The organism is Ruegeria denitrificans (genome assembly GCF_001458295.1).
Taxonomy (GTDB): domain Bacteria; phylum Pseudomonadota; class Alphaproteobacteria; order Rhodobacterales; family Rhodobacteraceae; genus Ruegeria; species Ruegeria denitrificans.
The window spans coordinates 251949-276879 of sequence record NZ_CYUD01000004.1 but is presented as its reverse complement, the minus strand read 5'-3'; the positions used below and the strand labels follow the sequence as shown (position 1 = coordinate 276879).

Genomic DNA, 24931 nt, shown 5'->3' with positions numbered 1-24931 from the left:
CCCCGGACGGGTAAGGACAACGCGTTTGGCGCGGTGCACCAAGGACACATGGCTAAGAAAATGCTTATCGATGCCACCCACACCGAGGAAACTCGGGTTGTGGTGGTTGACGGAAACAAGGTCGAGGAGTTCGATTTTGAGTCCGAAAACAAACGTCAGCTTGCTGGCAATATCTATCTAGCAAAAGTTACGCGGGTCGAACCGTCCCTTCAGGCGGCCTTTGTGGATTATGGCGGGAACCGGCATGGGTTCCTCGCGTTCTCGGAGATTCATCCCGATTACTATCAGATCCCGGTCGCGGACCGCGAAGCTTTGATGGAAGAAGAGCGCGCCTATGCTGAGGCATTGAAGGCGCGGGACGAAGCAGAAGAAGCGAAGCCTAAAAAGCGCCGTTCGCGGTCGCGGACCAAAGCTGCGGACGTGAAATCGGACGATGTCGTTGAATCCATCGAGGTATCGTCTGAACCAACGGGTATGGAAACGATTGATCTGGATGAAGGTGAAGAAGGGGCCGACCTGTCGGTTCCCGAAGGCACCTCTCCGATGGATCATGTCGCTGAAACGCCGGTCGAAGAACCCAGTGATGATGCAGAGGCCTCGGAAGAGGTTGAAGCGTCTGTCGCAGAGGCAGAAGAACCTGTAGTAGCCGAAGAACCTGCTGCTGAGGCGGAAGAAGCCGCTACGGAAGATGCGCCCACAGAGCCTGTCGAAGAAGCTGCTGACGTTGAGGCGCAGGATGGCGCTGCCGAAGGTGATGCGGAAGGCGAAAGCGCAGCCGACGAAAAGGCAGAAGAAGAACCAGCCACAGAAGAAACCAAAAGCGGTGCTGACGATGAAGATGAGGCAGAGGAAAAGCCTCGGTCAGACGCGTCCGCCAAAGATGACAGCATTGAATCGGTTGCTGACGAGGATGACAGCGAAGACATTCGTCCGCCGCGTAAGCCGCGTCCGCGCCGCTACAAGATTCAGGAAGTGATTAAAGTTCGCCAGGTTCTGCTGGTTCAGGTCGTCAAGGAAGAGCGTGGCAATAAGGGGGCCGCGTTGACCACATACCTTTCACTGGCAGGCCGGTATTGCGTCCTGATGCCCAACACGGCCCGTGGCGGCGGCATTAGCCGCAAGATCACCAATGCGCCGGATCGCAAGAAGCTGAAAGAAATCGCCGCTGAGATCGACGTGCCCTCCGGCGCAGGCCTGATCATCCGGACCGCAGGCGCGAAGCGCACCAAGTCCGAGATCAAACGCGATTATGAGTATCTGCAACGCATGTGGGAGCAGATCCGCGAGCTGACTCTAAAATCCATCGCGCCCGCCAAGATTTATGAAGAGGGCGATCTGATCAAACGGTCGATCCGCGATCTCTATAACCGTGAGATTGATGAGGTTCTGGTCGAGGGCGAGGGCGGATACCGCATAGCCAAGGACTTCATGAAAATGATCATGCCGTCGCACGCCAAGAACGTGAAACGGTATGAGGACGCGCTGCCTCTGTTCGCGCGCTATCAGGTCGAAAGCTATCTGACCGGGATGTTCAACCCGACGGTACAGCTTAAGTCCGGTGGGTACATCGTGATCGGCGTGACCGAAGCGCTGGTGGCAATCGACGTAAACTCGGGCCGGGCGACCAAAGAGGGGTCGATCGAGGAAACTGCGCTCAAGACCAACCTTGAAGCTGCCGAAGAAGTCGCGCGCCAACTGCGCCTGCGGGATCTGGCCGGCCTAATCGTCATCGACTTTATCGATATGGACGAGCGTAAGAATAACTCGGCTGTTGAAAAGCGCCTGAAGGATAAGCTCAAGACAGACCGTGCACGCATTCAGGTGGGCCGGATTTCCGGTTTTGGCCTGATGGAGATGAGCCGACAGCGTCTACGCCCCGGCATGCTGGAGGCGACGACACAGCCGTGCCCGTCCTGTCATGGCACCGGTCTGATCCGCTCGGACGACAATATGGCGCTGACAATACTGCGTCAGATCGAAGAGGAAGGCACACGCCGCCGATCGCGCGAGGTCTTGGTGCGCTGCCCAGTTAGCATTGCCAACTTCCTGATGAACCAAAAGCGGGAACATATCGCGCAGATCGAAGCGCGTTATGGCCTGTCGGTTCGGATCGAAGGCGATGTGCATCTGGTCAGCCCTGATTTCTCGATGGAGAAATTCAAGACCGCCAGCCGCATAGTTCCCGAGGCAACCGCTCCGGTCGTGTCAGTGGATGCGACGCTGATGGACTTGGTGGATGCGGACGAGGACGAAGAAGCCACCGAAGAAGAAGCGGTTCAGTCGGAAGAAGAGACCAAGCCCAAGCGTAAACGTCGCCGTCGTCGTCGCAAGAAGAGCAACGGATCGGGTGATACGCCGGAAACCGGTACAGAAGACGGTGAGGCCGTTGCTGAGGCAACAGAAGAAGCACCGGCTGAAGCAGAGGCGGAAGAGCCTGTTGCGGAAGAAAAGGCTGATAAACCTAAGCGCCGTCGTGCGCCGCGCCGTCGTAAGAAGGACGCGGAACCGGTTGAAGCGGCTGAGGAGAACGCCTCTGAAACCGTCGATACTCCTGCTGAACAAACCGAGGAAACGGGTGCTGAGCAGGCAGTGGACGTCACTGCTGAGCGTTCTCCAGAACCGGCCGACGAACAGCCTGACACGGCTCAGGACACGACAGAGCCGGTTGCGGAGGAAGCCGAAGCGCCAGCAGCTGATGTGGCAACCGTGGCAGAAGTTGCGGACGCCGAAGCCGTGATCGAAGAAGTCGCAGATCCTGTTCAAGAGGCCGCGGCCGAGGTGAAACCGGAAGAGCCTGTTGCAGAAGCACCTGAACCCGTGTTGGAAACTGTGACTGAAGAGCCAGAACAACCCAGCGAACCGCCCAAGCCGAAACGGCGCGGTTGGTGGTCCCTCGGGCAATAATCAAGAAAGGCGGGTTATCAACCCGCCTTTTTCTTGTGCCAAAGGTGTTTCCATCTCAGCCGGCTTTTTGAATTAGGTAGATCTGATGCCCGTCCGCATCTTCTTGCGACACCAGCTTGTGTCCGCTTTCGGCGCAAAAATGCGGAACATCTATGATGGCGGCGGGATCATCGGCCAACACGCGCAAAACCGCCCCAGAGGGCATAGATTTAAGGCGTTTTCTGGCTTTCAGAACGGGCAAAGGGCACAACAGCCCCAGTGCATCGAGCGTTTCAGTGGAGATAGACATAATGTGCAGATATTTCCACTTTGACACAGTGTCCAGCGTTCAAGCACGCGGATGTGACCGAATGGCCCCGTGACGTGGCGGGGTTGATACCATATGTGCTGATTTATGTTTGGAATTGACATCATAGACGCGGGCCTGCTGCCCGCCATGTTCATCGCAATGCTGGGCGGGCTGATCAGTTTCCTGTCGCCCTGTGTGTTACCTATCGTGCCGCCTTATCTGGCGTATATGAGCGGTGTGACCATCAACGAAATGCAGGACGAGGCGAAGGCGCGCCGCAAGGCAACATTGTCAGCGCTGTTCTTTGTGCTGGGACTATCCACAGTGTTTCTGCTACTGGGTTTCACGGCCTCTGCGTTCGGAGTGTTTGTGCTGCAGAACCAGGTTCTGTTTGCCAAGTTGTCGGGTGCGGTGGTCATTGTCTTTGGTCTGCACTTCCTGAATATTTTTCGTATTCCGTTTCTGGATCGTGAAGCACGGATCGAAACCGGAGATTCCGGTGGATCGGTCTTTGGTGCCTATATTCTGGGGCTGGCCTTTGCGTTTGGCTGGACGCCGTGCATCGGCCCTCAGCTTGGCGCGATCCTGTCGCTGGCTGCGTCTGAGGCCTCGGTGGCACGAGGTACATTGTTGCTTGGGGTTTACGCGGCAGGTCTGGGAATTCCGTTCCTGCTGGCGGCGATGTTCCTTAACCGGTCCATGTCAGTGATGAACCGGATCAAGCCGTATATGGGCACTATTGAAAAGGTCATGGGCGGTCTGCTGCTGTTCGTTGGCATTATGCTGATCACTGGGCTGTTCACAAAATTCAGCTGGTGGCTGCTTGAGACCTTTCCGGCACTGGCAAATTTCGGATGATCTGACTTACCTTGACGGCAAGGCTGCGTTAACCTGCGCCGCAGAAGGTAAGGCCATGAGCAGTCAGATAAATCAGCCTCGGGTAAGACGGCGTCGGGTGTTTTATATTCCCGGCTATGATCCGATTCATCCCCGGCGGTACCGAGAGCTGTATCGCAAGGAAAGCCGGGCGCAGGCGGACATTTCAGGGTATGAGATATCCTTGTCGCCCAAGTCGACTGATGGACCTTACGGCTGGCATGTCCGTTCGCAGCAGGATGGCGCGGATGTCGAGGCGGATATAGAGGTTCTGGTCTGGTCGGATATCGTGCGCGACAGTATGTCGAATTCGATCCCCGCGACCTATCTGCAGCTTTTGCGGACGGCCTGGATTTACATCGGGTCGGGGGCTTTGGGTCGTCTGATGCGTCTGCGCAAAGGACCAGTGATCGCAGCGCTTTATCCTGTAGGAATGCTGATAGCGCAACTAATCTTGTCGCTAGTCGTGATGTGGATTGTAGCCGTTCTGCTATGGCCCTTTGTCGGATGGCCAGCTTTGGTCCTGGCAATCTTGGTCGCCTATGCGTTGTTGCATTGGTTTCGCAAAATCGACAACCGCTTGTTTGCGTATTACCTGATGCACGATTACTCCTATTCGGCCGCAATGAATGGCGCTGTCCCACCCGAGCTTGGAGCTCGTCTGGTCGAATTCACCAAGCATATTCGGCGGGCGCTTGAAACAGATGTGGATGAAGTTCTTGTCGTTGGCCATTCCTCAGGCGTGCATTTGGGGGTTACTGTTTTGGCAGATCTGGTTCGGACGCAACAGGTGCCCGGTGACGGCCCGAACCTGTCCTTTCTGAGCTTAGGGCAGGTGGTGCCCATGGTCTCATTCCTGCCGGATGCCACGGATTTGCGCGCCGACCTGCAGTTTTTGTCCACCCAGAGCGATCTTACGTGGATTGACGTGTCCGCACCGGGTGATGGTTGCGCCTTTGCGCTGTGTGATCCGGTGGCCGTCAGTGGTGTTGCGACAGAACAAAAACGCTGGCCGGTGGTGCTGTCTGCGGCCTTCACGCAGACTTTGTCACAGGAACGCTGGAAAGAGCTGCGTTGGCGGTTCTTTCGGCTTCATTTTCAATATCTCTGCGCGTTTGATCGTCCTGGAAACTATGACTATTTTCGTATTACAGCGGGTCCAATGACCCTTGCGCAAAGGTTCGAAGGGCGCGAGCCATCCAAATCACGCATCGAGCAAGCGGTTTCCAAATACACTGCGGTTCATCCATGAAGCCGCCCAAGCCAGTACCAAGACCGGATAAAGTGTCTTTATGGCGCTATTTCAAACTCTTCCGCAGGGATCTGTTATCAGCTCAGCCGCAGCGTCTGTACCGTGCGTGGATGGCCGAGTTTCGAACGCCATTCTTTCGGTCCTACATGATTAACCAGCCCGAGCTTGTGGACACAATCCTTAAGCAACGTCCCGAAGATTTTCCGAAATCCGGGCGTATCAGCGAGGGGTTGCGCCCGCTGTTGGGCGACTCGGTCTTTTTGACCAATGGTGAAACCTGGAAACGGCAACGTCGCGTCATCGATCCTGCGTTTGAAGGGGGGCGATTGAAAGACACGTTCCCGGCCATGCTCAAGGCCGCGCAAGCCTGCGTTACACGGTTGAAAGGGCAGGCGGGGCAGGTGATCGAATGCGAGGAACTTACCAGCCACGCGGCGGCGGATGTGATTTTCAGAACGCTGTTCTCGGTCCCGATTGAACATGAAGTGGCTGCACAGGTGTTCGAAAAGTTCCGGGCCTATCAGCGGCAACAACCTTTGTTGAACTTGGCGGCGTTTGTTCCGGTGCCGCGCTGGGTGCCCCGATTTCATGCTCGCAATACACGCAGAAACGCGCGGGAAATCCGGGAGTTGATCTCGCGCCTGACGGCCGAGCGTGCCGATCTGATCACAAGGGGGCAGGCGCCTGACGATTTGGCCACCAAGATCATGACCACAGCCGATCCGGAAACCGGTCGCTGTTTTGACACGCAGGAGATGGTGGATCAGGTGGCCATATTCTTCCTGGCCGGTCACGAAACTAGTGCTTCGGCACTGGCCTGGACGTTGTACCTGATGGCGCTGTACCCCGAATGGCAGGACAAACTCAGCGCTGAGGCGGATATTTTGGACGATCCAAATTTTGGTACCGTGTCCAAGCTGAGGTTCAGCCGGAATGTGTTCCGCGAGGCGCTGCGCCTGTATCCTCCGGTGCCGATGATGGTGCGTGAGGCGACGTGTCCGGAGCTGTTCCGGGGGCGCGACGTGCCCAAGGGCGCGCAGATCGTCATCAGCCCCTGGCACCTGCATCGTCAAGAGCGCCTTTGGGATAACCCCGATGACTTTGATCCAACCCGATGGTTCACCGAAAACGGACAAACCTGCCAGCGTCATGCTTTTATCCCGTTCTCCGCAGGTCCCCGCGTATGCCCAGGGGCCGGGTTCGCCATGGTCGAAGGGCCCTTACTATTGTCGATGCTGCTGCGAAACTACCGGTTCGAACTGGTCGAAGGACGAACACCAGTGCCTGTGGCGCATCTGACGGTTCGGTCCAAAGACGGAATCTGGTTGCGTGTGGTTGAGCGCTAACACGCTACCATCACCCGCCGCCTTGCTGTATGCGGGTGCAAAATGCGGAATCATTGTTAAACGGGAAAGTCTTATGTCCAAAGCAGAACAGCGCGAGCAGATGTCCAACGGTGCGGGTTTCATTGCGGCCCTGGATCAAAGCGGCGGCTCGACGCCCAAGGCGCTGGCTCTTTATGGGGTCGAGGCCTCGGACTATAGCTCGGACGAGGAAATGTTCGGCGAAATTCAGAAGATGCGTGCGCGCATTATTCTGGCCGACGACTTTACCAAGGCAAAAGTGATAGGTGCGATCCTGTTCGAACGCACGCTGGGCGAGGAAATCGACGGCCGCAAAGTTGCCGATTACCTGTGGTCGCAGAAAGGTATCGTGCCCTTCCTGAAGATCGACAAGGGTCTGGAAGACCAGGCCAACGGCGTACAGATGATGAAACCGATCCCTGGCCTGGCGGAAACGCTGGCCAAGGCGGATGGCGTGTTTGGCACCAAAGAACGCTCGGTGATTCATGAGGCCAACTCCGAAGGTATCGCCGCTGTGGTTGCACAGCAGTTTGACGTTGCCCGTGAGGTGGTTGCTGCGGGTATGGTTCCGATTGTTGAACCCGAAGTGAACATCAACTCCTCCACCAAAGCCGAGGCCGAGGATATTCTGAAAGCCGAAATCCTGAAAAACCTCGACCAATTGGACGAGGGGCAGGACATCATGCTGAAGCTAACCATTCCAAACAAAGCGAACCTGTTCGACGAACTGGCCGATCATCCGCGCGTTGTCCGCGTCGTGGCGCTGTCGGGTGGCTATTCGACCGAACAAGCCTGTGATCTACTGAACCAGAACGGTAAGATGATCGCATCCTTTTCGCGCGCACTGACCGAAGGTCTGTCCAAGCAGCAGTCGGAGGCCGAGTTCAACGCAGCACTGGGCGGCAATATTGACAAGATCTTCCGCGCCTCGGTCTAAGAGACGCTATTCCGGTTTTGTGAATTCGCGGCGCATCTGCGCCGCTTTTTCACGCTTGGAACACCCGATTGCGTGATCGTTGACCAATCCCATGGCCTGCATGAAAGCAAACACCGTGGTTGGCCCAACAAACTTCCAACCCCGCTTTTTCAAGTCCTTCGACATGGCGATGGACTCGGCCGAGGTCGACGCAGTTTGCGGCGCGGGTGGATTGCCTGCCTCGTATTGCCAGACATAAGCTGCCAAAGATCCTTCGGCTGCTACAAGCTCCTGTGCGCGGCGGGCGTTGTTGATGACGGCTTCGATTTTACCCCGGTGACGTATGATGCCTTCGTCCTGTAGAAGGCGTTCGACATCTGCGTCAGTAAATGCAGCTACTGCATTGAAGTCAAAGTGATTAAAGGCTTTGCGAAAATTCTCACGTTTGTTGAGGATCGTTCGCCAGCTGAGACCGGATTGAAAGCTTTCCAGGCACAGTTTTTCGAACAATCGCTGATCGTCTGCGACCGGATACCCCCATTCCTGATCGTGATAGTCAAAGAATTCTGGGGCAGCCTGACACCAGGCGCAACGCGGTTGTCCATCTGGTCCGGCTAGAGTTTTACTCATGCGATGTACCCTTTTTGTTCTCGGTCAGGTTACAGGTAAACAAAAGGATCTGACAAGCGTCAATCCCGGATGCGATACCAATTCAGAACATAGACCCGAATGGCCGACGCCAGACCAATCTCAGGATCGCGTTCTACGTCAATTTCTGCTGCCAGCGCGTTGATTGCCAGTTCTTTTTCTTTGGCGATATCGCGAAATGCTTGCCAGAATTCATCTTCAAGCGACACCGAAGTGCGATGTCCTTTCAAGGTTAGCGAGCGTTTGACAGGACGACCGCTCATTCATCCAGCTCGTGATTATCCACGTCGCGGCGTTGTTTGTCCTGATCGAATTTGACCTCAACCTTTTCGGCCTTGCTGCGACCGAATTTGATAGCGTTCTGGTCGGCGCGGGCCTTTTTCTCGGCCCGAGCCTTATCTTTTCTGTACCGGTTTAGATTGACCGGCTTACCCATCAGTCTTTCGGGCCGATCATGTGTTCGGGGCGAACAACCGCGTCAAAGGTCTCTTCATCCACAAAGCCCAGCGCGATGGCTTCTTCCTTGAGGGTCGTGCCGTTTTTATGCGCGGTTTTGGCGACCTTAGTGGCGTTGTCATACCCGATGGTTGGTGCCAGAGCAGTAACCAGCATCAGAGATTCCTTCATCAGCTTGTCGATGCGCGGCTCATTGGCCTTGATGCCCAGCAGCATCCGCTCGGTAAAGCTATCGGTGGCGTCGCCCAGCAGTTGGATCGACTGCAGTAGGTTATAAGACATCATCGGGTTGTACACATTCAACTGGAAATGGCCTTGCGAGCCAGCAAACTTCATTGCTGCGTCGTTGCCCATGACATGTGCAGCCACCTGGGTCAGCGCCTCGGCCTGCGTTGGGTTCACCTTGCCCGGCATGATCGAAGAACCGGGCTCATTTTCTGGCAAGATCAATTCACCCAGACCCGAGCGTGGACCCGAGCCCAACAGGCGGATGTCGTTGGCGATTTTGTAGCAAGAGCCTGCGATAGTCGCCAAGGCGCCGGACAGGAACACCATGGCGTCGTGGGCGGCCAGCGCCTCGAACTTGTTAGGCGCAGTGATAAAAGGCAGGCCGGTGATGTCAGCCATGTTCTTTGCGACAGCCTCATCCCATCCATTATGAGTGTTTAGACCGGTGCCGACAGCCGTACCACCTTGCGCCAGTTCATAAATACCGGGCATTGACACATGAACGCGGGCAATACCCTGGCGAATTTGATGCGCATAACCGCCAAATTCCTGTTCGAGTGTCAGCGGCGTCGCGTCTTGAGTATGCGTTCGGCCGATTTTGATAATGCCTGCGAATTCCTTCGCTTTCGCTTCCAGTGCCGAGGCGAATTTCTCAAGACCCGGTAACAGCACGTCACGTACGCTCATTGCAGTGGCGATGTGCATCGCAGTGGGGAAGGTGTCGTTCGACGACTGACCCATATTGCAGTGATCGTTCGGATGAACCGGTTCTTTCGAACCGATAACACCGCCCAGAATCTCAATTGCGCGGTTGGCGATAACCTCGTTCGAGTTCATGTTCGATTGCGTGCCTGAACCGGTCTGCCAAACAACCAGAGGGAAGTTGTCGTCAAATTTGCCTTCGATCACTTCACCAGCGGCTTGAATGACGGCGTCTGCGATCTTTGCATCCAACTTTCCGGTGGCTTTGTTTTCCATCGCACAAGCTTTTTTGATCACGCCCAACGCTCGCACGATGGCGACAGGCTGCTTTTCCCAGCCGATGGGGAAATTCATGATCGAACGTTGCGTCTGGGCACCCCAATACTTGTCTGAAGGAACCTCCAACGGGCCAAAGCTGTCGGATTCGGTGCGGGTCTGAGACATCTGTCACTCCGTCGTGTATACAGTCGCATGCCGTTTACCCGCAACAAAGTTGCAGAGCAATCGGCCAGTTGCGCGCACCTTAAACTCAAGGGCGCCAGAGGTATAGGTGCTAGGGTGGGTGAAATTTCTTATGAATCGCATTGTGCGTGCTTGCGGGACCGCTACAATAAAAGGATCACCACATTGGAGGCTCCGGTGGGCACATTAGTTCGGACTTGTCCCTTGAAATATATCGTTTTTTCCCTGGGTGTCCTATTTTGGGCTGCGTTGCACAGTGTTCCGGCACAAGCCGCGGATATTACACCCTTTGTTGGCGATTATGTCGGATCTGCAAACGTCGTGGATGATGACGGAACCGAAACCCCGCGCGACATGAGCGTGTCGATTCACGAAATGAGGAACGGCTTTAACATCAGTTGGACAACTACGACCTACAAGGCGGATGGCCGTATCAAGGAACAGAAATTCTCGATTGATTTTAAACAGTCCGACCGGGCCGATGTCTTTTCTGCGGCGATGAAGCGCAACGTCTTCGGCCACGAGGTTCCGCTTGACCCGATGCAGGGCGAACCCTTTGTCTGGGGTCGGATCGAAGGCGATACCCTGACTGTATTTTCATTGTTTATCGACGAGACCGGAGATTACGAATTACAGCAATATGATCGTACACTGGCTGAGGGTGGCCTGGACCTGTCATTTTCACGCTTTCGCGGCGGCGAGAAGTCCCGCTCGGTCGAGACATTCCTTAGAAAGCAGTAATTTTTCAGGTTGACTACTTGCGGAAACTGTCCAGCGAAACAACCTCGGCATCCTGATGGTCTTGCTCTTCTTCGACCTCAATCGATTCCTCGACAATGGGTTCGACGTCTTCCTCATCTTCGGGGCTTTCGAACCGCAAACCGAATTCAACCGAAGGGTCCACGAAGGTTTTGATTGCCGCATAAGGGATGTACAGCGGTTCCGGCGCATCGCCAAAGTTTAGCGTGATGGCGAACCCATCGTCGCCGACCTCAAGGTTTTCAAACCAATGCTGCATGACGATTGTCATCTCTTCGGGATACCGTTCGCGCAGCCAATCGGCCAATTCCACGCCATCCTGACGGGTATCGAAAGTGATAAAGAAATGATGCGTGCCCGGCAGGCCATTATCGGCAACGCTGTTTAGAACGGACTTGATGAGCCCGCGCATGGCGGTGTGCATCAGGTTCCCATAATCGATGTCTTGCGACATGTGTCATCCTCAAAAGTGGTTACCCTCAGCATAGGGAATTTCGACGGAAACGAAAGACCGGGAATGCTAGGATTGTTTAAAGGAAATGTATTCCTGTTCCAATCACGGCCATGATTGCCAGAGTCGTCGCCATTCCAAATTTTAATTTAAAAATCAATACCGCAGCCACCAATGTCAGGATCAGAGCAGTCGGGTTCAGGCTGGTCGGATCGGGCCAGGGAATGCTCAACGGCCCCCATGATTGTTGAGGGATATTATGAAAAAGAACATTAAGGCTGAACCACACCGACAGGTTAAGAATCACACCCACCACAGCGGCGGTGATCCCATGCAACGCAGCAGATAATCTTGGGCGGGTCGCCAGCTGATCAAGGTAGGGGGCGGCCAGGAAAATCCAAAGAAAACACGGAACAAAAGTGGCCCAAAGGGCGACTGCTCCGGCGGCGATTGCAAGTGGCGCACCGCCGCTGATTTGACCGGTCAGCATGGCGACAAACTGTGTCACCAGAATCAACGGCCCCGGCGTTGTTTCGGCCAGCCCCAGCGCGTCGATCATCTGATCTGTGCTGACCCATTGATATTTGTCCACTACGGTCTGAGTCATATAGGCCAGCACGGCATAGGCCCCGCCAAACGTGACAACGGCAAGGCGGGCAAAGAACCAGCCCAAATCGCTTAGCAGTTTTAGCCCCGACAAGGTCAAGGCCAGCAGCGGCCCCAGCCACAAAACCAACCAGATTGCAGCGGTTCGAAACATCCCATTGACCTTGGGGGCAGGGGGCACATCTGCGGTTTTAGCCTCGCCGGTGAAGGTAGCATAGCCCCAAATGGCCGCGGCTAAGATGATCAAGGGAAATGTCAAATTCAGCGCGAAAATCGCAAAAAATCCCAGCCCCGCGATAGCCCGGTGTTGCGTGTCCGTCAGCGCCTTGCGGGATAAGTTTCTAAGAGCCTGAAGTACGATGACAATCACCGTCGCTTTCACTCCCAGAAATCCGGCCTGGACCAGAGGAAGATTGCCAAACGCAGCATAAAACCCCACTAGAACGGCAATGACAAAAGCGCCGGGCAACACGAACAGGGAACCTGCGATTAACCCACCGGTGACGCCGCGCAAACGCCAACCGGCATAGGTGGCCAGCTGCATGGCCTCAGGCCCAGGTAACAGCATGCACAGCGACAAGGCCCGCAGATAAGCCTGTTCGTCCAACCACGGGCGCCGGTCGACCAGCTCCTGATGCATCAATGAGATTTGCGCCGCCGGGCCCCCAAATGAGAGCAACCCGATGCGACCAAACACCCGGACAAGTTCTGCATTTGTTGGCGTCATGACTTGCGATCCGTTGGCCAGTCATGCCCCTCGTCAAACCCGTCCCGCGCCCAGCGATACAACGCGTCATACAGGTGCAGCCCTGCCGCAAGATTCTCGTGATCATCGCGATATTGTCGTGACAGTCCAACTGAGATCGCCAGTAATCCAGCCGCTTCGGGGGCAATATCATGACGGTTGGTGTCGGCGGCCCGAACGACTGTGGCAAGACGCTCAAGTGTAGGCGTGTGCAACTGAAACTCGTCCAGCATCGTGTCAAAGGTACAGCGATCTTGTCTGTGGGACCAGAACGTATCCTCAATATCGAACGGAGTTGCGCCAAAGACGTCGGCGGTGGCTTTGACCTCAGGCGGGGCCACGAACAGAAACTGCGCGTCGGGGTCCACGAAGCGACGGATCAGCCAGGGACAGGCTATCCGGTCGATCTTGGGCCGATGGCGCGTGACCCAGATAGATCGACCATCTTCGCCTCTTGGTACAGCCGAGGCCGGAATGCGCGGCGCAGCGGGCAAATCCCGCCAGCCAAACATACCACCTTCCAGATATTCAGCATCACAACCTTCGCTGCGCAGCCACGAGACGACGCCCTGGCTAAGTTTTTTTCCCTTTTGGCAGATGATGACAACGGCGCGGCTGCCAACCTTATCGGCAATGCGCTTGATATCCTTGGCGGGGTAGCGCATGGATCCCGGGATCAGATAAGGGTCGGCCTCAAAATCCGCATCCAAACATATGTCTATTAAAACCGGAGCTTGTGGCGTTCCGATCAGTCGCATCAGCTGTTTCGGTGTAATTGAGTTGGGCGCAGGCATAGCATGTCTCCTGGTTTGAGCGGATACATGCGAAACTTGGGCTGACGCCTCACGGGGCGTTCGCAATCTTACCCCATGACCTTTGCTTACGTGCAAGCGCCAAAAGGGTCAAGATTGCCTAAGCCGGATCACGCCCAATCGAGACGTTGGCCTGTCATGCACACCGGTAGCGTGTCCTGCGGAAACTGCCCGAGTTGTTCGAACAGTGAGATAAAGTCGAACTGGTTATAAGCTTCGACCATCCGGCCATCCTTGACGCGCGCGAAAACGCTGCCTGTGGCTTTTAGCGGAGCCCCATTGTCGGCACGTGTCGTGCTGACATGCAAAATGGCCGACACCCAGTCCCCATCTTCGACAATCTTGGGGATCTCGACCTTGATATCCCCAAGAACATGCCGAAACGCCATGACCAGATCGCGGAAATCATCTGCGCCTACCTGCATTTCGGGGATCAGCCCCTCGGCCATCGTGTCAGCGTCAAAATACTGATCAATTGCATCCAGGTTCCCGTTTTCCCAAACTTCGGAATACCATCCTTTGACGACATCTGCATGGGACATCCCGACTCTCCTTTATTCTGTCGGGGTCAGCATCAGACCAAAGAGTGAACAAACTCTGAACGTGAACAAGATCAGGGTTAAACCGCAGACATTTGAAGGAAAATGCAGGTTTCTGTTGCCAGGTACCTGCGAACCCCGCCTTACGCGGCTAGGCGCAAGGGCTTAAGTTTCGGTCTAGTTACTGCTTACGCAGCAACTGCAACCGGAGCACGATTGTCGTTTGCAATTGTACTATTTTCGCCGGTAACGGTGGCAGACAGCCGAGACAAAGCTAACCCCTTTAGACGTTCGTCGATCCTATTTCGGCCCCAAAATCCTCAAACGAAGGATGGTTGGTGGAGCCGCCGGGTACCGCCCCCGGGTCCGATCCGCTTATTACGAGCGCGTTTATGTCCATAGTCCCGAAGGACATATCCTATATAGGTGAGCAGGCGCACGGATGCAAACCGGGAATTCACATCTTCGCTTGTATTGTTAACAAAGGCTTACGTGGCTCTATTGATGTTCGCCATGATCAGCCATAGCGCCAGCGCCAGTTCGATTCCTCCGAAAGTCACAGCTTTGACTAGGGGTGGGTTGTCCAGAACAACCGATACGAACCGGCCAAGTGCCGCTCCCGCGTAGACAACACCGAGCATGGCATAGGCCATCGGATTGTTCAGCCACAGCACCGCCGCACCGGTTACCACAAACAACCCGCCCACGGATGCCCGCATCTCACTCAGCCCCATATTGCTGTCGGTTGGTGCCAGATCCAGCGATGATGCCGTGAATGCGGGTGCCAGAAAGCCGAACAGGCCGAAACTTATGGTCAGAAGGGCGGCAATTACGTTCAGCGCTGTAGTCATCTTTCCCTCATCAAGCAGGCTTGCGAAATTGCTGAGCCACATCCTCCGCCAGCTTACGCGTGTAAGCTTCAAGCTCAACCAATGTTGCATCCACCTTAGCTGCGTCCCGCTGTTCCAGCGCGTCAGCGATCTGGTTATGCAGGGCGATGATTTCTTCGCGTGATCGGGCGGTGAAGGTGATCATGTTCATCAGGGGCTGCATGGCCTCGACGGCGCCGGCCAGCTGATAGGATAGCACCGGGTTGTCGGCACCATCGACCAGAGCCCGATGAAACGCGACGTCTGATGCGCAAAAGGCCTCATCCGAAAGCCCCGGTTGCGCCTGACGGAAAATCTCGGCCCGCATTGTGGCCAGTTGGTCCGACGTGCGACGTTGTGCAGACAAGGGCGCGCAGGCGCGCTCCAGCGCAAAGCGGGCCTCGCAGGCAGTATCAAAGCTGACTGCATTCATCGACAACAACAGTGTTGAGGTTGTGATTTGCTGCGAATACGCGTCCTCAAAGCTGATCCGGTTGACAAACGCACCGCCGCTGGCACCTCGTTGCGTTCGGATCAGGGATTGCGCCGCTAAACGTTTCAACGCCTCGCGTACCGTCGGGCGTGAGACCTGAAACTGATCGGAGAGCTCGGCCTCGGACGGCAACCGCTCATCCACGATCAACTGGCCCGAGATGATGGCATCACGAATAGCCTGCGCGATTTGCGCTGACAAATCGGCGGGTTTTCGAGGGTCGATTTTCATAATCCGGAGACCGTTGGTGAGATTTTATTTGTCTGACATTTAAAAGTCTGACATTTGAAATGCAAGGACTGAGTCGGGAGGGACGCATGAGTCGCGCAGTTCTTCGTAGCGGTTTGTGGTTGGGTTTTTACGGCCTGATCCTGTGGGCGTGGTGGATGATGTTCACCATGAGCCGCGGCATGGATCTGGATTGGATCGGTCGCCCCGGTCCGATGGGGCAGGCAATGGCCGCGATGGACCCCCGTATGGACATGTACATGCCGATGGCCGAATTTGGTCCACTGTTCTGGATGTGGGCCGTTATGATGGCCGCGATGATGTTGCCGACCCTTGTGCCGACCCTTCGCAGTTATGATGACTTGATCCACAGCGCCAACGGAACTCGATTAGGTTGGCTTGGCGTACTGGCTGGATATTTCATTGTATGGGTCGGGTTCGCGGCGCTGATCACCGGCGTTCAACTGATTTTGCTGTTCGGTGGCGTCGTCGACATGCTGGGGATCACCAAATCAGGGATTGTTGCTGGCGGTTTGATGATCGCAGTCGGTGCCTTTCAGTTCACACGCGCGAAAGAGGTTTGCCATGGCGTTTGCCACGCGCCCATGACCTACTTCATCGGCCATTGGAAAACCGGATTCACCGGCGGGCTGCGCATGGGTCTGGGTCTGGGTGCCTTCTGTGTCGGCTGTTGTTGGGGCTTCATGGCTTTGGGTTTTGTCGGTGGCGTCATGAGCTTACTTTGGATGGGTCTTGCGACGCTGTTCATGGTTCTGGAAAAACTGCCTCAGATCGGCCACGCGGTGACGCGGCCCCTGGGGTTTGCTCTTGTCGCAGGGGGAATTCTCCTGCTGATCTATCCCTTTATTTTCGGAGGATAAGTATATGGCTAAGAACAGAAAACCTGAGGCGGACAGGTTGCCGATCAGCCAACGCATCGACAGCCGTATGCCCAACCCCAAGCGGCGTGAGATGAGCCCGACCAATTGGGCGATAAAAGGAGAGTTGATCCTTAACTGCTCCTGCGATGTGTTTTGCCCCTGCGTCGTGTCGTTGGGCGCGCACCCTCCGACCGAAGGGCATTGTCACGCGTGGATGGGAGTCATCATCGACGAAGGCCATTTTGAGGGCGAGGACCTGTCGGGTCTGAATGTCGGTCTGTTGGTCGACATTCCCGGTCGCATGGGTGAGGGCCAATGGAAGGTTGCCGCTTATGTCGATGAGCGGGCCAGCGGTAAAGCGTATAACGGTCTGCTGCAGATTTTCAGCGGGCAGGCGGGTGGCACCACCGGTCTGTTCACCATGCTCGTCAGCGAGATCATCGGAGCCGAGCGTGCTCCGGTTCAGATCGAGCGCGACGGAACCAAACGCCGCATTGTGATTGGTCGAAAGATTCAGGGTGAGATCGAGATGTTGGCGGGGAAAGACCCCGAACACCCGGTGATGGTGTCGAACTCGAAATACTGGATGGGGCCGGATATCATCGTGGCGCGTGGAACCAAGTCCAAGGTGCGTGATTATGGCCGCGTCTGGGATTTTGGTGGGAAATCGGCCGAGATCTGCCCGATCGATTGGCATGGTCCGAAATGATCACCGGTGCCTATGCGCAGGAGATGGCGCAGTATAATCAATGGCAAAACAGTCAGTTATCTGAGTTCCTTCAAGACCTGACGCCTGAAGAACTGACCAAAGACCGTGGCGCTTTCTTTGGATCAATCATGGGAACTGCGAACCATCTTTTGTGGGGCAACTGGATTTGGATCTCACGCTTTGACAAGGGTGCGGGACCAGGGGGAGGCATCCCCGATAGCGTGTCCTTGTGCGCCGATCTGGCCGAATGGCTGCCGATATGCAGGACAATTGATGCGCGCATTACCGGTTGGGCTAAATCGCTCGGAAAGGATCTGCTAACAGGCGATTTTTCGTGGTTCTCTGCCGCAAAAAAGACCGATGTTACATTGCCTTACGCACAATGTGTCATCCACATGTTCAACCACCAGACCCATCATCGCGGACAATTGCACCAAATGCTGACCGAGGTTGGGTCAGCCGCGCCAGTCAGTGATCTTGTGTTTATGCCCAAGGAGGTTTGAATGCCGCGGATTTCCTTATCCCGACGGTTGCGGCGTACACCGTTCTCAGACGGTGTCGAGGCTGCGGGGGTCAAAGCATACACGGTTTATAACCGTATGTTGTTGCCGACGGTTTTTGAAAGCGTGGAAGCTGACTACCGGCATTTGAAATCACACGTTCAGGTCTGGGATGTTTCCTGCGAACGGCAGGTCGAGTTGCGCGGACCGGATGCGGGTCGTTTGATGCAGATGCTGACTCCGCGCGATCTGCGGGGAATGCTGCCGGGACAGTGCTATTATGTGCCCATCGTCGACGAAACCGGCGGGATGCTGAATGACCCGGTGGCCGTGAAGCTGTCCGATGATCGGTGGTGGATTTCCATCGCCGACAGTGACTTGCTATTGTGGGTCAAAGGTGTTGCCAACGGATATCGGCTGGATGTTCTGGTAGATGAACCCGACGTTTCGCCGTTGGCGGTCCAAGGCCCCAAAGCAGATGATCTGATGGCGCGCTTGTTCGGAGATCGCGTGCGGGATGTCCGGTTCTTCAAGTTTGACATGTTTCAATTCGAAGGCCGTGATCTGGCCGTGGCCCGCTCGGGCTATTCGAAACAGGGCGGGTTCGAGATTTACGTCGAGGGCTCGAATATCGGTATGCCTCTATGGAACGCTTTGTTTGCTGAAGGCGAGGACCTGAACGTGCGAGCGGGCTGCCCCAACCTGATTGAGCGGATTGAGGGCGGATTGCTGTCCTATGGCAATGACATGACCGACGACAACACGCCGCATGAGTGCGGTTTGGGCAAGTTCTGTAACACCCATACCGCGATTGGGTGTGTTGGTCGGGATGCTTTGCTGCGTGTGGCCAAGGAGGGGCCGGTGCAGCAGATTCGTCCGATTGAAATTGAGGGCGGTGCAGTACCGCCCTGCGACCGGCCTTGGCCGGTATTCGCTGGTGGCCGGCAGGTGGGGCAGGTGACCTCGGCAGCCTGGTCTCCGGATTTCGGGACAAACGTCTCAATTGGGATGCTTCGGCTAAGTCACTGGGACGCCGGTACTGAAATTGAGGTGGAAACGTCAGATGGTATGCGTCGTGCAACGGTGCAAGGCAAATTCTGGATTTAAAGGTGGGTTGGGGGCTCTGCCCCCGTCGCAGCGACTCGCCCGAAGTACTTATGGCCAGATGAAGTGCGAAGGCTGGCTTTAGAAAAACGAAAGGAATGTCGGATGTTCAATGCATTGGTGATGGAAAAGGACGAAGAAAGCGGTCTGGCCAGCCCTTCGATAAAGCAGCTGTCTCTGGACGATCTCCCGCATGGTGAGGTGACGGTAGCCGTTGAGTACTCAACAGTGAACTACAAAGATGGATTGTGCACGTCACCAAAGGGCGGCGGGCTAGTGCGCAACTACCCGCACGTACCTGGCATTGATTACGCAGGGACGGTCGAGGCATCGACAGACGACCGTTACAAGGCCGGTGACAAAGTTGTTTTGACTGGTTGGCGCGTGGGTGAGGCGCATTGGGGCGGGTATTCACAAAAAGCCAACGCTCTAGCCGATTGGCTGGTGCCATTGCCCGATGGCTTGGACGCGCGACAAGCGATGGCCGTAGGGACAGCCGGGTTTACCGCAATGCTGGCCGTTATGGCGTTGGAGGACCACGGTATGACGCCCGGACACGGACCGGTTCTGGTGACCGGAGCCGCAGGGGGTGTCGGATCGGTAGCCACGGCCATTCTGGCAAATCTCGGCTATGAAGTAGCGGCTGTGACCGGACGTCCTGAGACGGGGGATTACTTGAAATCTTTGGGGGCCAGCACGATCGTTCCGCGAACAGAGCTGAATGAAACCACAAAGCGTCCGCTGGAAAGCGAAACATGGGTCGGGTGCGTTGATGCGGTTGGCGGAGAGATGCTGGCGCGTGTGCTGGGCCAGATGAAATATGGTGCTTCGGTTGCGGCTGTAGGTCTGGCGGGCGGCGCCGCCTTGCCTGCAACGGTCATTCCGTTTCTGTTGCGCGGGGTAAATCTGCTGGGTATCGACAGCGTGATGCAGCCTTACAACAATCGCGTCCGGGCGTGGCAGCGCATCGCCACCGATTTGCCAATGGACAAGTTAGAGGCCATGGTTCACCCGGCAACCCTTGGCGATCTACGCCAACTGGGGGCGGATATTCTGAAAGGACAGGTTAAGGGGCGTGTGGTTGTAGACGTAAACGCCTGATTGGAAAAGCTTCCTTTAGACCGGTTGGCCCTAATGCTAACCGGTTTCTATGGTGTGAAAGCAATCAAAAAAATGCCTCAAACACCTCTGGTCATCGACGCATTTCCACATCATCATTGCTATACATCCCATTTGCGATGGCTTAGAAGCCATGCAAACAGCACCTGAATACGGGGAGTGAGCAGCATGTCTGACGATTTCGAACTGGATACTGATGATCTGAAACGGCGCATGGAAGGCGCCATGGCCAACCTCAGAACCGAATTTGCTTCGCTTCGGACCGGGCGGGCTTCGGCGTCGATGTTGGAGCCGGTGATGGTCGATGCATACGGTTCGATGACCCCGATTAACCAGGTCGGGACAGTCAATGTGCCCGAACCGCGTATGGTTACGGTCAATGTCTGGGACAAGGGTCTGGTCGGTAAGGTTGAAAAAGCAATCCGCGAAAGCGGGTTGGGGATTAACCCGCAGCTGAATGGCACGATTATTATGTTGCCGATCCCCGAACTTAACGAAGAGCGCCGCCGCGAATTGACTAAAGTTGCCGGGCAATATGCTGAACACGCCCGTGTCTCGATCCGGAATGTGCGCCGCGATGGGATGGATCAGATCAAGAAAGCCAAGGCCGACGGCATGTCCGAGGATGATCAGAAATTCTGGGAAGCCGAAGTTCAGGACCTGACCGATGAGATGATCAAAGCCGTCGATGCCTCGCTTGAGACCAAGCAGGCCGAGATCATGCAGGTCTGAGACTGCGAATGCTCAACACCCCTCATACTGAGCCCACACATGGGCCGCGTCATGTCGCTATTATCATGGACGGGAATGGTCGTTGGGCGCAGGCGCGCGGTCGGCCAAGGCTGTTCGGGCACCAAGCTGGGGCGAAGCGCGTGCGCGAGGTGGTCGAGGCTTGTCCTGGTCTCGGGGTCAAGTATCTGACAGTCTTCGCCTTTTCGACCGAAAACTGGAAACGAACCCAGGCCGAGGTTGCAGGGTTGATGAGTCTGTTCCGACGCTACATCATAAAAGAAACCCGAACGTTGAAGGAAAATGGCATTCGGGTGCGGTTCATCGGCGACCGGGTCAGGTTGGACTCCAAGCTAATATCTTTAATGGATGCGCTGGAAGAAGAAACCAAAGAAAACGATCTGGTCCACCTGACGGTTGCCTTGAACTACGGCGGGCGGGATGAGGTTGCCCGTGCCACTAAACGTCTTGCGCGGGATGTGGCCGAAGGGCGACTGCGCCCCGAGGATGTGGATGAAGAAACTCTGCCTAAATATCTGGATACACATGTTCTTCCTGATCCAGATCTGGTCATCCGCACCAGTGGCGAGGCGCGAATTTCGAACTTTCTTTTGTGGCAGTCAGCCTATTCCGAATACGAATTTATCGACACGCTTTGGCCCGATTTCACTGCAGCCGAGATGGAACGGCTGTGCCGTAATTTCGGATCGCGCGAGCGCCGTTTCGGGGCCGTTCCGGTATGAGCGACGGCCGATGGTCTGACCTGAGCGCCCGAGTTCTGTCTGCCGCCGTGCTGGTGGCAATTGGTTCGGTTGAAGTTTGGCTGGGCGGCCTGTGGTTTGAAGCCTTCATTGCCATTGCTTGCGGTCTGATGACCTGGGAACTGGTGCGAATGATTGACCCGGACAAGGTCGGCGTGCGTGTTCAGCTTGGCATACTGACCGGGGTGGCCGTTCTGCTCAGCTATCACGTGCCACCCTTGTTCAAACTGCCGATCCTGGTGGCTCCGGCCTTGGTAGGCGCAGGGCAGGTTGGTCATTCGAAAACGATCTACGCGCTGTTCGCCCTCTGGATCGCTGCGTCCGGTCTTGGCTTTATCTCGATCCGCGAGACGATGGGTTTTGGCTGGATGGTGTGGCTGATCTCGGTTGTTGTTGTGACGGATGTGGCAGGTTATTTTGTTGGCAAAACGATTGGTGGCCCTAAATTCTGGCCCAAGGTCAGTCCCAAGAAAACCTGGTCGGGTACTGCTGGAGGTTGGGCAGCAGCGGCTATTGTGGGGGCTGTTTTCGCAATATATGCGGGATTTGGGTTCATGTTTGTTGTGATTTCGGTTTTGACTTCGATGGCCAGTCAGGCCGGAGATATCGTCGAAAGTGCGACAAAACGAAAATTCGGGGTCAAGGACAGTTCGAACCTGATTCCGGGACATGGCGGGTTTCTTGATCGGTTTGACGGGATGATGGGAGCGGCCCTTTTTGTTCTGATCGCTGGCCTGATCTATTCCCCCGGGGGCATGTAATGCGCAGAGTTTCCATTTTCGGTGCAACTGGATCGGTCGGGCAAAATACCATCGATCTGATCGACCGGAACCCGGCGGCCTATGAGGTAGTGGCTCTGACCGGTGGGTCGAATATTGAAAAACTGGCTGACGACGCACGTCGCCTGAAGGCCGATCTGGCCGTAACCGCGTATGAGAATCGCTTGGAAGATCTGCGTACTGCTCTGTCCGGCAGCGGAGTTGAGGCTGCAGCGGGGCAGGCGGCGTTGACTGAAGCTGCGGCACGACCGGTAGACTGGGTCATGTCTGCTATTGTTGGCGCGGCCGGATTGCCGCCGGGGCTTGAGGCGTTGAAGCAAGGTGCAACACTGGCCCTGGCAAATAAGGAAACGCTGGTCTGTGCCGGGCCGTTGGTGTTGGAGACGGCACGGAAATACAATGCCCGCCTATTGCCAGTGGACAGCGAACATTCCGCCGTGTTTCAGGCGCTGGTGGGCGAGGATATACGCTCGGTTGAGCGGATCATCATTACCGCCAGCGGTGGCGCATTTCGCGATTGGCCGCTGAGCGAGCTGGCCGGCGCTACAGTTGAACAGGCCTCTAGCCATCCGAACTGGAACATGGGGCAGCGGATCACTATCGACAGTGCTTCGATGTTCAACAAAGCCTTGGAAGTGATTGAAACACGGGAGTTCTTTGGTGTTTCGCCGGATCAAATTGAAGTTGTGATACACCCAGAATCCATCGTGCATTCTCTGGTCGGGTTCAATGACGGGGCGGTTATGGCACATATGGGTGCGCCCGACATGCGTCATGCCATCGGCTATGCGTTGCACTGGCCGGATCGGCAGGACCTACCGGTCGACCGTCTGAACCTTACAAAGCTGGGCCAGCTGCGCTTTCAGGACCCAGACGAAGCCCGTTTTCCGGCACTGCGCCTTGCCCGCAACGTGATGCAACGTGGCGGCCTGTCCGGAGCCGTGTTCAACGCCGCAAAGGAACGGGCGCTAGACCTGTTCATCGCGCACCGCATCAGCTTTCCCGAGATGGCCTGGATCGTCGAAAGTGTTTTAGACAGATTTGAGTCGTCAGACGGCCTTCTTGATGCCTCTTTAACCCTTGATAACGTACTGCAAACGGACCATCTGGCACGTAAGTGGGCAGAAGAAGCCGTAATGCAGAAAGCAGGATAGAAATTTGGACGTACTCTCTCTGATCCCTCAATTTGGCAACCTTCTTTATACCATCGTTGCCTTTGTGATCGCTCTGTCCGTCATCGTCGCGGTGCATGAATACGGCCACTATATTGTTGGTCGCTGGTCCGGCATCCATGCTGAGGTGTTTTCGATCGGGTTCGGCCCGGTACTGTGGAGCCGTATCGACAAACGCGGGACGCGCTGGCAGATCGCGGCGCTGCCTTTTGGAGGTTACGTCAAGTTCCTGGGGGATGCGAACGCCGCGTCGGGTAAAGACGAAGGCGCGATGCAGGAGATCATCGAACAAAGCCCCGAAGAATTGCGCCGAACAATGCATGGTGCACCATTGTGGGCACGGGCAGCGACTGTTGCTGCAGGGCCGGTATTCAACTTCGTGATGTCCATTGTGGTATTCGGCCTGATTTTTATGTCTCAGGGCGTAACGCGTGAGCCTTTGACCGTTGGTGAGCTACGCTCGCTGCCTGGAACGGTTCAGGAATTGCAGGACGGCGACGAAATCGTCGCTATTGCAGGGCTGTCAGTGCCTGAGTTCGATCAGCAGGGGGCTTGGTCCGACTTTACCGAGAATCTGCCGGTTAAACGGGAATTGGATTACACGGTTATCCGAAATGGACAAACGATGGATGTGTCAGGTCCGTGGTTATTCCCGGCGCTGATCCAGCAAGTCGTTCCACGCAGCGCGGCGATGGATATTGACCTGAAGGCCGGCGACGTAATCACGTCGATTAACGGCGATCCGATCTTTGCTTTTGCGCAACTTAAAGAGCATGTTGAAGGATCGGACGGAAAAGTTCTGTTGCTGAACGTCTGGCGCGATGGGGCCGAGCATGAATTTGCATTGGCCCCACGCCGCACAGATGAGCCACAGCCTGAAGGTGGCTTTGTAACTCATTGGCGAATTGGAATTGTTGGGGGCATGGCGCTGGAGCCGGCAACCGAACCAGCGGGTCTTTTGTCTTCACTATCTGGTGGTGTTCAGCAGACCATACGCATTGTCGAGAGTTCTTTGTCGGGCGTCTGGCATATGGTGACGGGGGCGATCAGTACCTGCAATATGTCCGGCCCTATCGGCATAGCGGAAACCTCGGGTGCTATGGCCAGCCAGGGCGCACAGAATTTCATTTTCTTCATTGCCGTTCTGTCAACCGCCGTAGGTTTGCTGAATCTGTTTCCCATCCCCGCTCTGGATGGGGGCCATCTGGTTTTCTATGCGTACGAGGCCGTGGCAGGCAAACCGCCTAGCGATGGAGTTTTGCGGGTTCTGATGGGTGTCGGTGTATCGCTGATTCTCGGACTTATGGTTTTTTCGGTTACGAACGACCTGTTCTGCTGATTGTGACATTGATCTCAAGAAAATGCCGCATTTCCGCCCCATTCTCAGGGTAAATTCTCTGTCAGAAAGTGCCCCGTGTCAGAGGTAGTTATGACAAAAGCCCTGCGTAAATCCGCCAAAAGCTTTGGGTGTCTGTTTGTATTGAATTGGGACACTCTGCTATTTTTCGGTGCGACCGCCGTCGCAATGGGTGGCTGGGCTTATTTGATCACCATGTGATTCTTCTGACCGGTATTGAA

At 55.7% G+C, this 24931-nt stretch carries 28 protein-coding genes and 1 other RNA gene; 17 read left to right on the top strand and 12 right to left on the bottom strand.

Annotated features, from left to right (window positions below; all coding sequences use genetic code 11):
* Nucleotides 1-48: 48 nt before the first annotated feature.
* Complete coding sequence (locus tag RUE5091_RS08025; protein ID WP_058281370.1) at nt 49-2904, top strand: Rne/Rng family ribonuclease; 2856 nt, start codon at nt 49-51, stop codon at nt 2902-2904.
* A 55-nt stretch (nt 2905-2959) separates the two neighbouring features.
* On the opposite strand, the gene RUE5091_RS08020 is transcribed toward RUE5091_RS08025, so the two are convergent.
* Complete coding sequence (locus RUE5091_RS08020; RefSeq protein WP_058281369.1) at nt 2960-3193, bottom strand: sulfurtransferase TusA family protein; 234 nt, start codon at nt 3191-3193, stop codon at nt 2960-2962.
* Nucleotides 3194-3298: 105 nt separating this feature from the next.
* Here RUE5091_RS08020 and RUE5091_RS08015 point away from each other — a divergent pair, with 105 nt between their 5' ends.
* The 4 genes from RUE5091_RS08015 (at nt 3299) to RUE5091_RS08000 (ending at nt 7622) form a co-directional block, all read left to right on the top strand.
* Nucleotides 3299-4051, top strand: coding sequence for a cytochrome c biogenesis CcdA family protein (locus tag RUE5091_RS08015; protein WP_058281368.1), 753 nt, complete (start codon nt 3299-3301; stop codon nt 4049-4051).
* A gap of 55 nt (nt 4052-4106) precedes the next feature.
* Nucleotides 4107-5321, top strand: coding sequence for a hypothetical protein (locus tag RUE5091_RS08010; protein ID WP_058281472.1), 1215 nt, complete (start codon nt 4107-4109; stop codon nt 5319-5321).
* The gene (locus RUE5091_RS08005; RefSeq protein WP_058281367.1) at nt 5318-6667 is read left to right on the top strand and encodes a cytochrome P450; all 1350 of its coding nucleotides are present in this window, start codon (nt 5318-5320) and stop codon (nt 6665-6667) included. The genes RUE5091_RS08010 and RUE5091_RS08005 overlap by 4 nt, the downstream gene beginning before the upstream one ends.
* Before the next feature lie 73 nt (nt 6668-6740).
* Complete coding sequence (locus RUE5091_RS08000; RefSeq protein ID WP_058281366.1) at nt 6741-7622, top strand: fructose bisphosphate aldolase; 882 nt, start codon at nt 6741-6743, stop codon at nt 7620-7622.
* A 6-nt stretch (nt 7623-7628) separates the two neighbouring features.
* Here the strand turns inward: RUE5091_RS08000 and RUE5091_RS07995 are convergent, their stop codons facing one another.
* Genes RUE5091_RS07995 through fumC form a run of 4 tightly spaced genes read right to left on the bottom strand, consistent with a single transcriptional unit; the run spans nt 7629 to nt 10079 of the window.
* A complete protein-coding gene (locus RUE5091_RS07995; protein ID WP_058281365.1) occupies nt 7629-8231 on the bottom strand; it encodes a DNA-3-methyladenine glycosylase I in 603 nt (200 codons plus the stop codon).
* Between the two features lie 59 nt (nt 8232-8290).
* Nucleotides 8291-8512 carry a ribbon-helix-helix domain-containing protein gene (locus RUE5091_RS07990; protein ID WP_058281364.1) on the bottom strand — a complete coding sequence of 74 codons (222 nt, stop codon included), beginning with the start codon at nt 8510-8512 and terminating at the stop codon, nt 8291-8293.
* Nucleotides 8509-8685, bottom strand: coding sequence for a DUF4169 family protein (locus RUE5091_RS07985; protein ID WP_058281363.1), 177 nt, complete (start codon nt 8683-8685; stop codon nt 8509-8511). Before RUE5091_RS07985 ends, RUE5091_RS07990 begins: the two co-directional genes overlap by 4 nt.
* The gene (fumC, locus tag RUE5091_RS07980) at nt 8685-10079 is read right to left on the bottom strand and encodes a class II fumarate hydratase (protein WP_058281362.1); all 1395 of its coding nucleotides are present in this window, start codon (nt 10077-10079) and stop codon (nt 8685-8687) included. Before fumC ends, RUE5091_RS07985 begins: the two co-directional genes overlap by 1 nt.
* 231 nt (nt 10080-10310) lie before the next feature.
* Between fumC and RUE5091_RS07975 the strand changes: the two genes are divergently transcribed.
* A complete protein-coding gene (locus tag RUE5091_RS07975) occupies nt 10311-10838 on the top strand; it encodes a hypothetical protein (protein WP_243470736.1) in 528 nt (175 codons plus the stop codon).
* A gap of 13 nt (nt 10839-10851) precedes the next feature.
* Here RUE5091_RS07975 and RUE5091_RS07970 read toward each other — a convergent pair whose 3' ends face one another.
* The 7 genes from RUE5091_RS07970 to RUE5091_RS07945 all read right to left on the bottom strand — a co-directional run bounded on the left by RUE5091_RS07970 (nt 10852) and on the right by RUE5091_RS07945 (nt 15602).
* On the bottom strand, nt 10852-11310 hold the full coding sequence (locus tag RUE5091_RS07970) for an SspB family protein (RefSeq protein ID WP_058281360.1): 459 nt from the start codon (nt 11308-11310) through the stop codon (nt 10852-10854).
* Between the two features lie 76 nt (nt 11311-11386).
* A complete protein-coding gene (gene chrA, locus RUE5091_RS07965) occupies nt 11387-12640 on the bottom strand; it encodes a chromate efflux transporter (RefSeq protein WP_058281359.1) in 1254 nt (417 codons plus the stop codon).
* Nucleotides 12637-13452, bottom strand: coding sequence for a chromate resistance protein ChrB domain-containing protein (locus tag RUE5091_RS07960; RefSeq protein WP_058281358.1), 816 nt, complete (start codon nt 13450-13452; stop codon nt 12637-12639). Before RUE5091_RS07960 ends, chrA begins: the two co-directional genes overlap by 4 nt.
* A 128-nt stretch (nt 13453-13580) precedes the next feature.
* Nucleotides 13581-14012, bottom strand: a complete 432-nt coding sequence (locus RUE5091_RS07955) for an ester cyclase (protein WP_058281357.1) — start codon at nt 14010-14012, stop codon at nt 13581-13583.
* Nucleotides 14013-14113: 101 nt separating this feature from the next.
* Nucleotides 14114-14461: a transfer-messenger RNA gene (gene ssrA / locus RUE5091_RS22585) on the bottom strand.
* 36 nt (nt 14462-14497) lie between these two features.
* Complete coding sequence (locus tag RUE5091_RS07950) at nt 14498-14860, bottom strand: DUF4345 family protein (protein ID WP_058281356.1); 363 nt, start codon at nt 14858-14860, stop codon at nt 14498-14500.
* 10 nt (nt 14861-14870) lie between these two features.
* Nucleotides 14871-15602 (bottom strand): FadR/GntR family transcriptional regulator, encoded by a 732-nt coding sequence (locus RUE5091_RS07945; protein ID WP_058281355.1) that lies wholly within the window; start codon nt 15600-15602, stop codon nt 14871-14873.
* Nucleotides 15603-15688: 86 nt separating this feature from the next.
* Between RUE5091_RS07945 and RUE5091_RS07940 the strand changes: the two genes are divergently transcribed.
* From RUE5091_RS07940 to RUE5091_RS23750, 11 genes are all read left to right on the top strand, one after another.
* On the top strand, nt 15689-16480 hold the full coding sequence (locus tag RUE5091_RS07940; RefSeq protein ID WP_058281354.1) for a DUF2182 domain-containing protein: 792 nt from the start codon (nt 15689-15691) through the stop codon (nt 16478-16480).
* Nucleotides 16481-16484: 4 nt separating this feature from the next.
* On the top strand, nt 16485-17189 hold the full coding sequence (locus RUE5091_RS07935; RefSeq protein ID WP_058281353.1) for a DUF1326 domain-containing protein: 705 nt from the start codon (nt 16485-16487) through the stop codon (nt 17187-17189).
* Entirely contained in the window at nt 17186-17692 is a 507-nt protein-coding gene (locus RUE5091_RS07930; protein ID WP_058281352.1) for a DinB family protein, read from the top strand. The genes RUE5091_RS07935 and RUE5091_RS07930 overlap by 4 nt, the downstream gene beginning before the upstream one ends.
* A complete protein-coding gene (locus tag RUE5091_RS07925) occupies nt 17693-18796 on the top strand; it encodes a dimethylsulfoniopropionate demethylase (RefSeq protein ID WP_058281351.1) in 1104 nt (367 codons plus the stop codon).
* Nucleotides 18797-18898: 102 nt separating this feature from the next.
* Nucleotides 18899-19894, top strand: a complete 996-nt coding sequence (gene acuI, locus RUE5091_RS07920; RefSeq protein WP_058281350.1) for an acryloyl-CoA reductase — start codon at nt 18899-18901, stop codon at nt 19892-19894.
* A 186-nt stretch (nt 19895-20080) separates the two neighbouring features.
* A complete protein-coding gene (frr, locus tag RUE5091_RS07915; RefSeq protein WP_058281349.1) occupies nt 20081-20644 on the top strand; it encodes a ribosome recycling factor in 564 nt (187 codons plus the stop codon).
* 8 nt (nt 20645-20652) lie between these two features.
* Nucleotides 20653-21384 carry an undecaprenyl pyrophosphate synthase gene (uppS, locus tag RUE5091_RS07910; protein ID WP_058281348.1) on the top strand — a complete coding sequence of 244 codons (732 nt, stop codon included), beginning with the start codon at nt 20653-20655 and terminating at the stop codon, nt 21382-21384.
* Nucleotides 21381-22163 (top strand): phosphatidate cytidylyltransferase, encoded by a 783-nt coding sequence (locus RUE5091_RS07905; protein WP_058281347.1) that lies wholly within the window; start codon nt 21381-21383, stop codon nt 22161-22163. Before uppS ends, RUE5091_RS07905 begins: the two co-directional genes overlap by 4 nt.
* Nucleotides 22163-23335 carry a 1-deoxy-D-xylulose-5-phosphate reductoisomerase gene (dxr, locus tag RUE5091_RS07900; protein WP_058281346.1) on the top strand — a complete coding sequence of 391 codons (1173 nt, stop codon included), beginning with the start codon at nt 22163-22165 and terminating at the stop codon, nt 23333-23335. The genes RUE5091_RS07905 and dxr overlap by 1 nt, the downstream gene beginning before the upstream one ends.
* 4 nt (nt 23336-23339) lie before the next feature.
* Nucleotides 23340-24692, top strand: a complete 1353-nt coding sequence (gene rseP, locus RUE5091_RS07895; protein WP_058281345.1) for an RIP metalloprotease RseP — start codon at nt 23340-23342, stop codon at nt 24690-24692.
* A gap of 90 nt (nt 24693-24782) precedes the next feature.
* Nucleotides 24783-24911: a hypothetical protein gene (locus tag RUE5091_RS23750; protein ID WP_279385375.1), complete on the top strand. Its 129-nt coding sequence runs from the start codon at nt 24783-24785 to the stop codon at nt 24909-24911.
* The last annotated feature ends 20 nt before the right edge of the window (nt 24912-24931 follow it).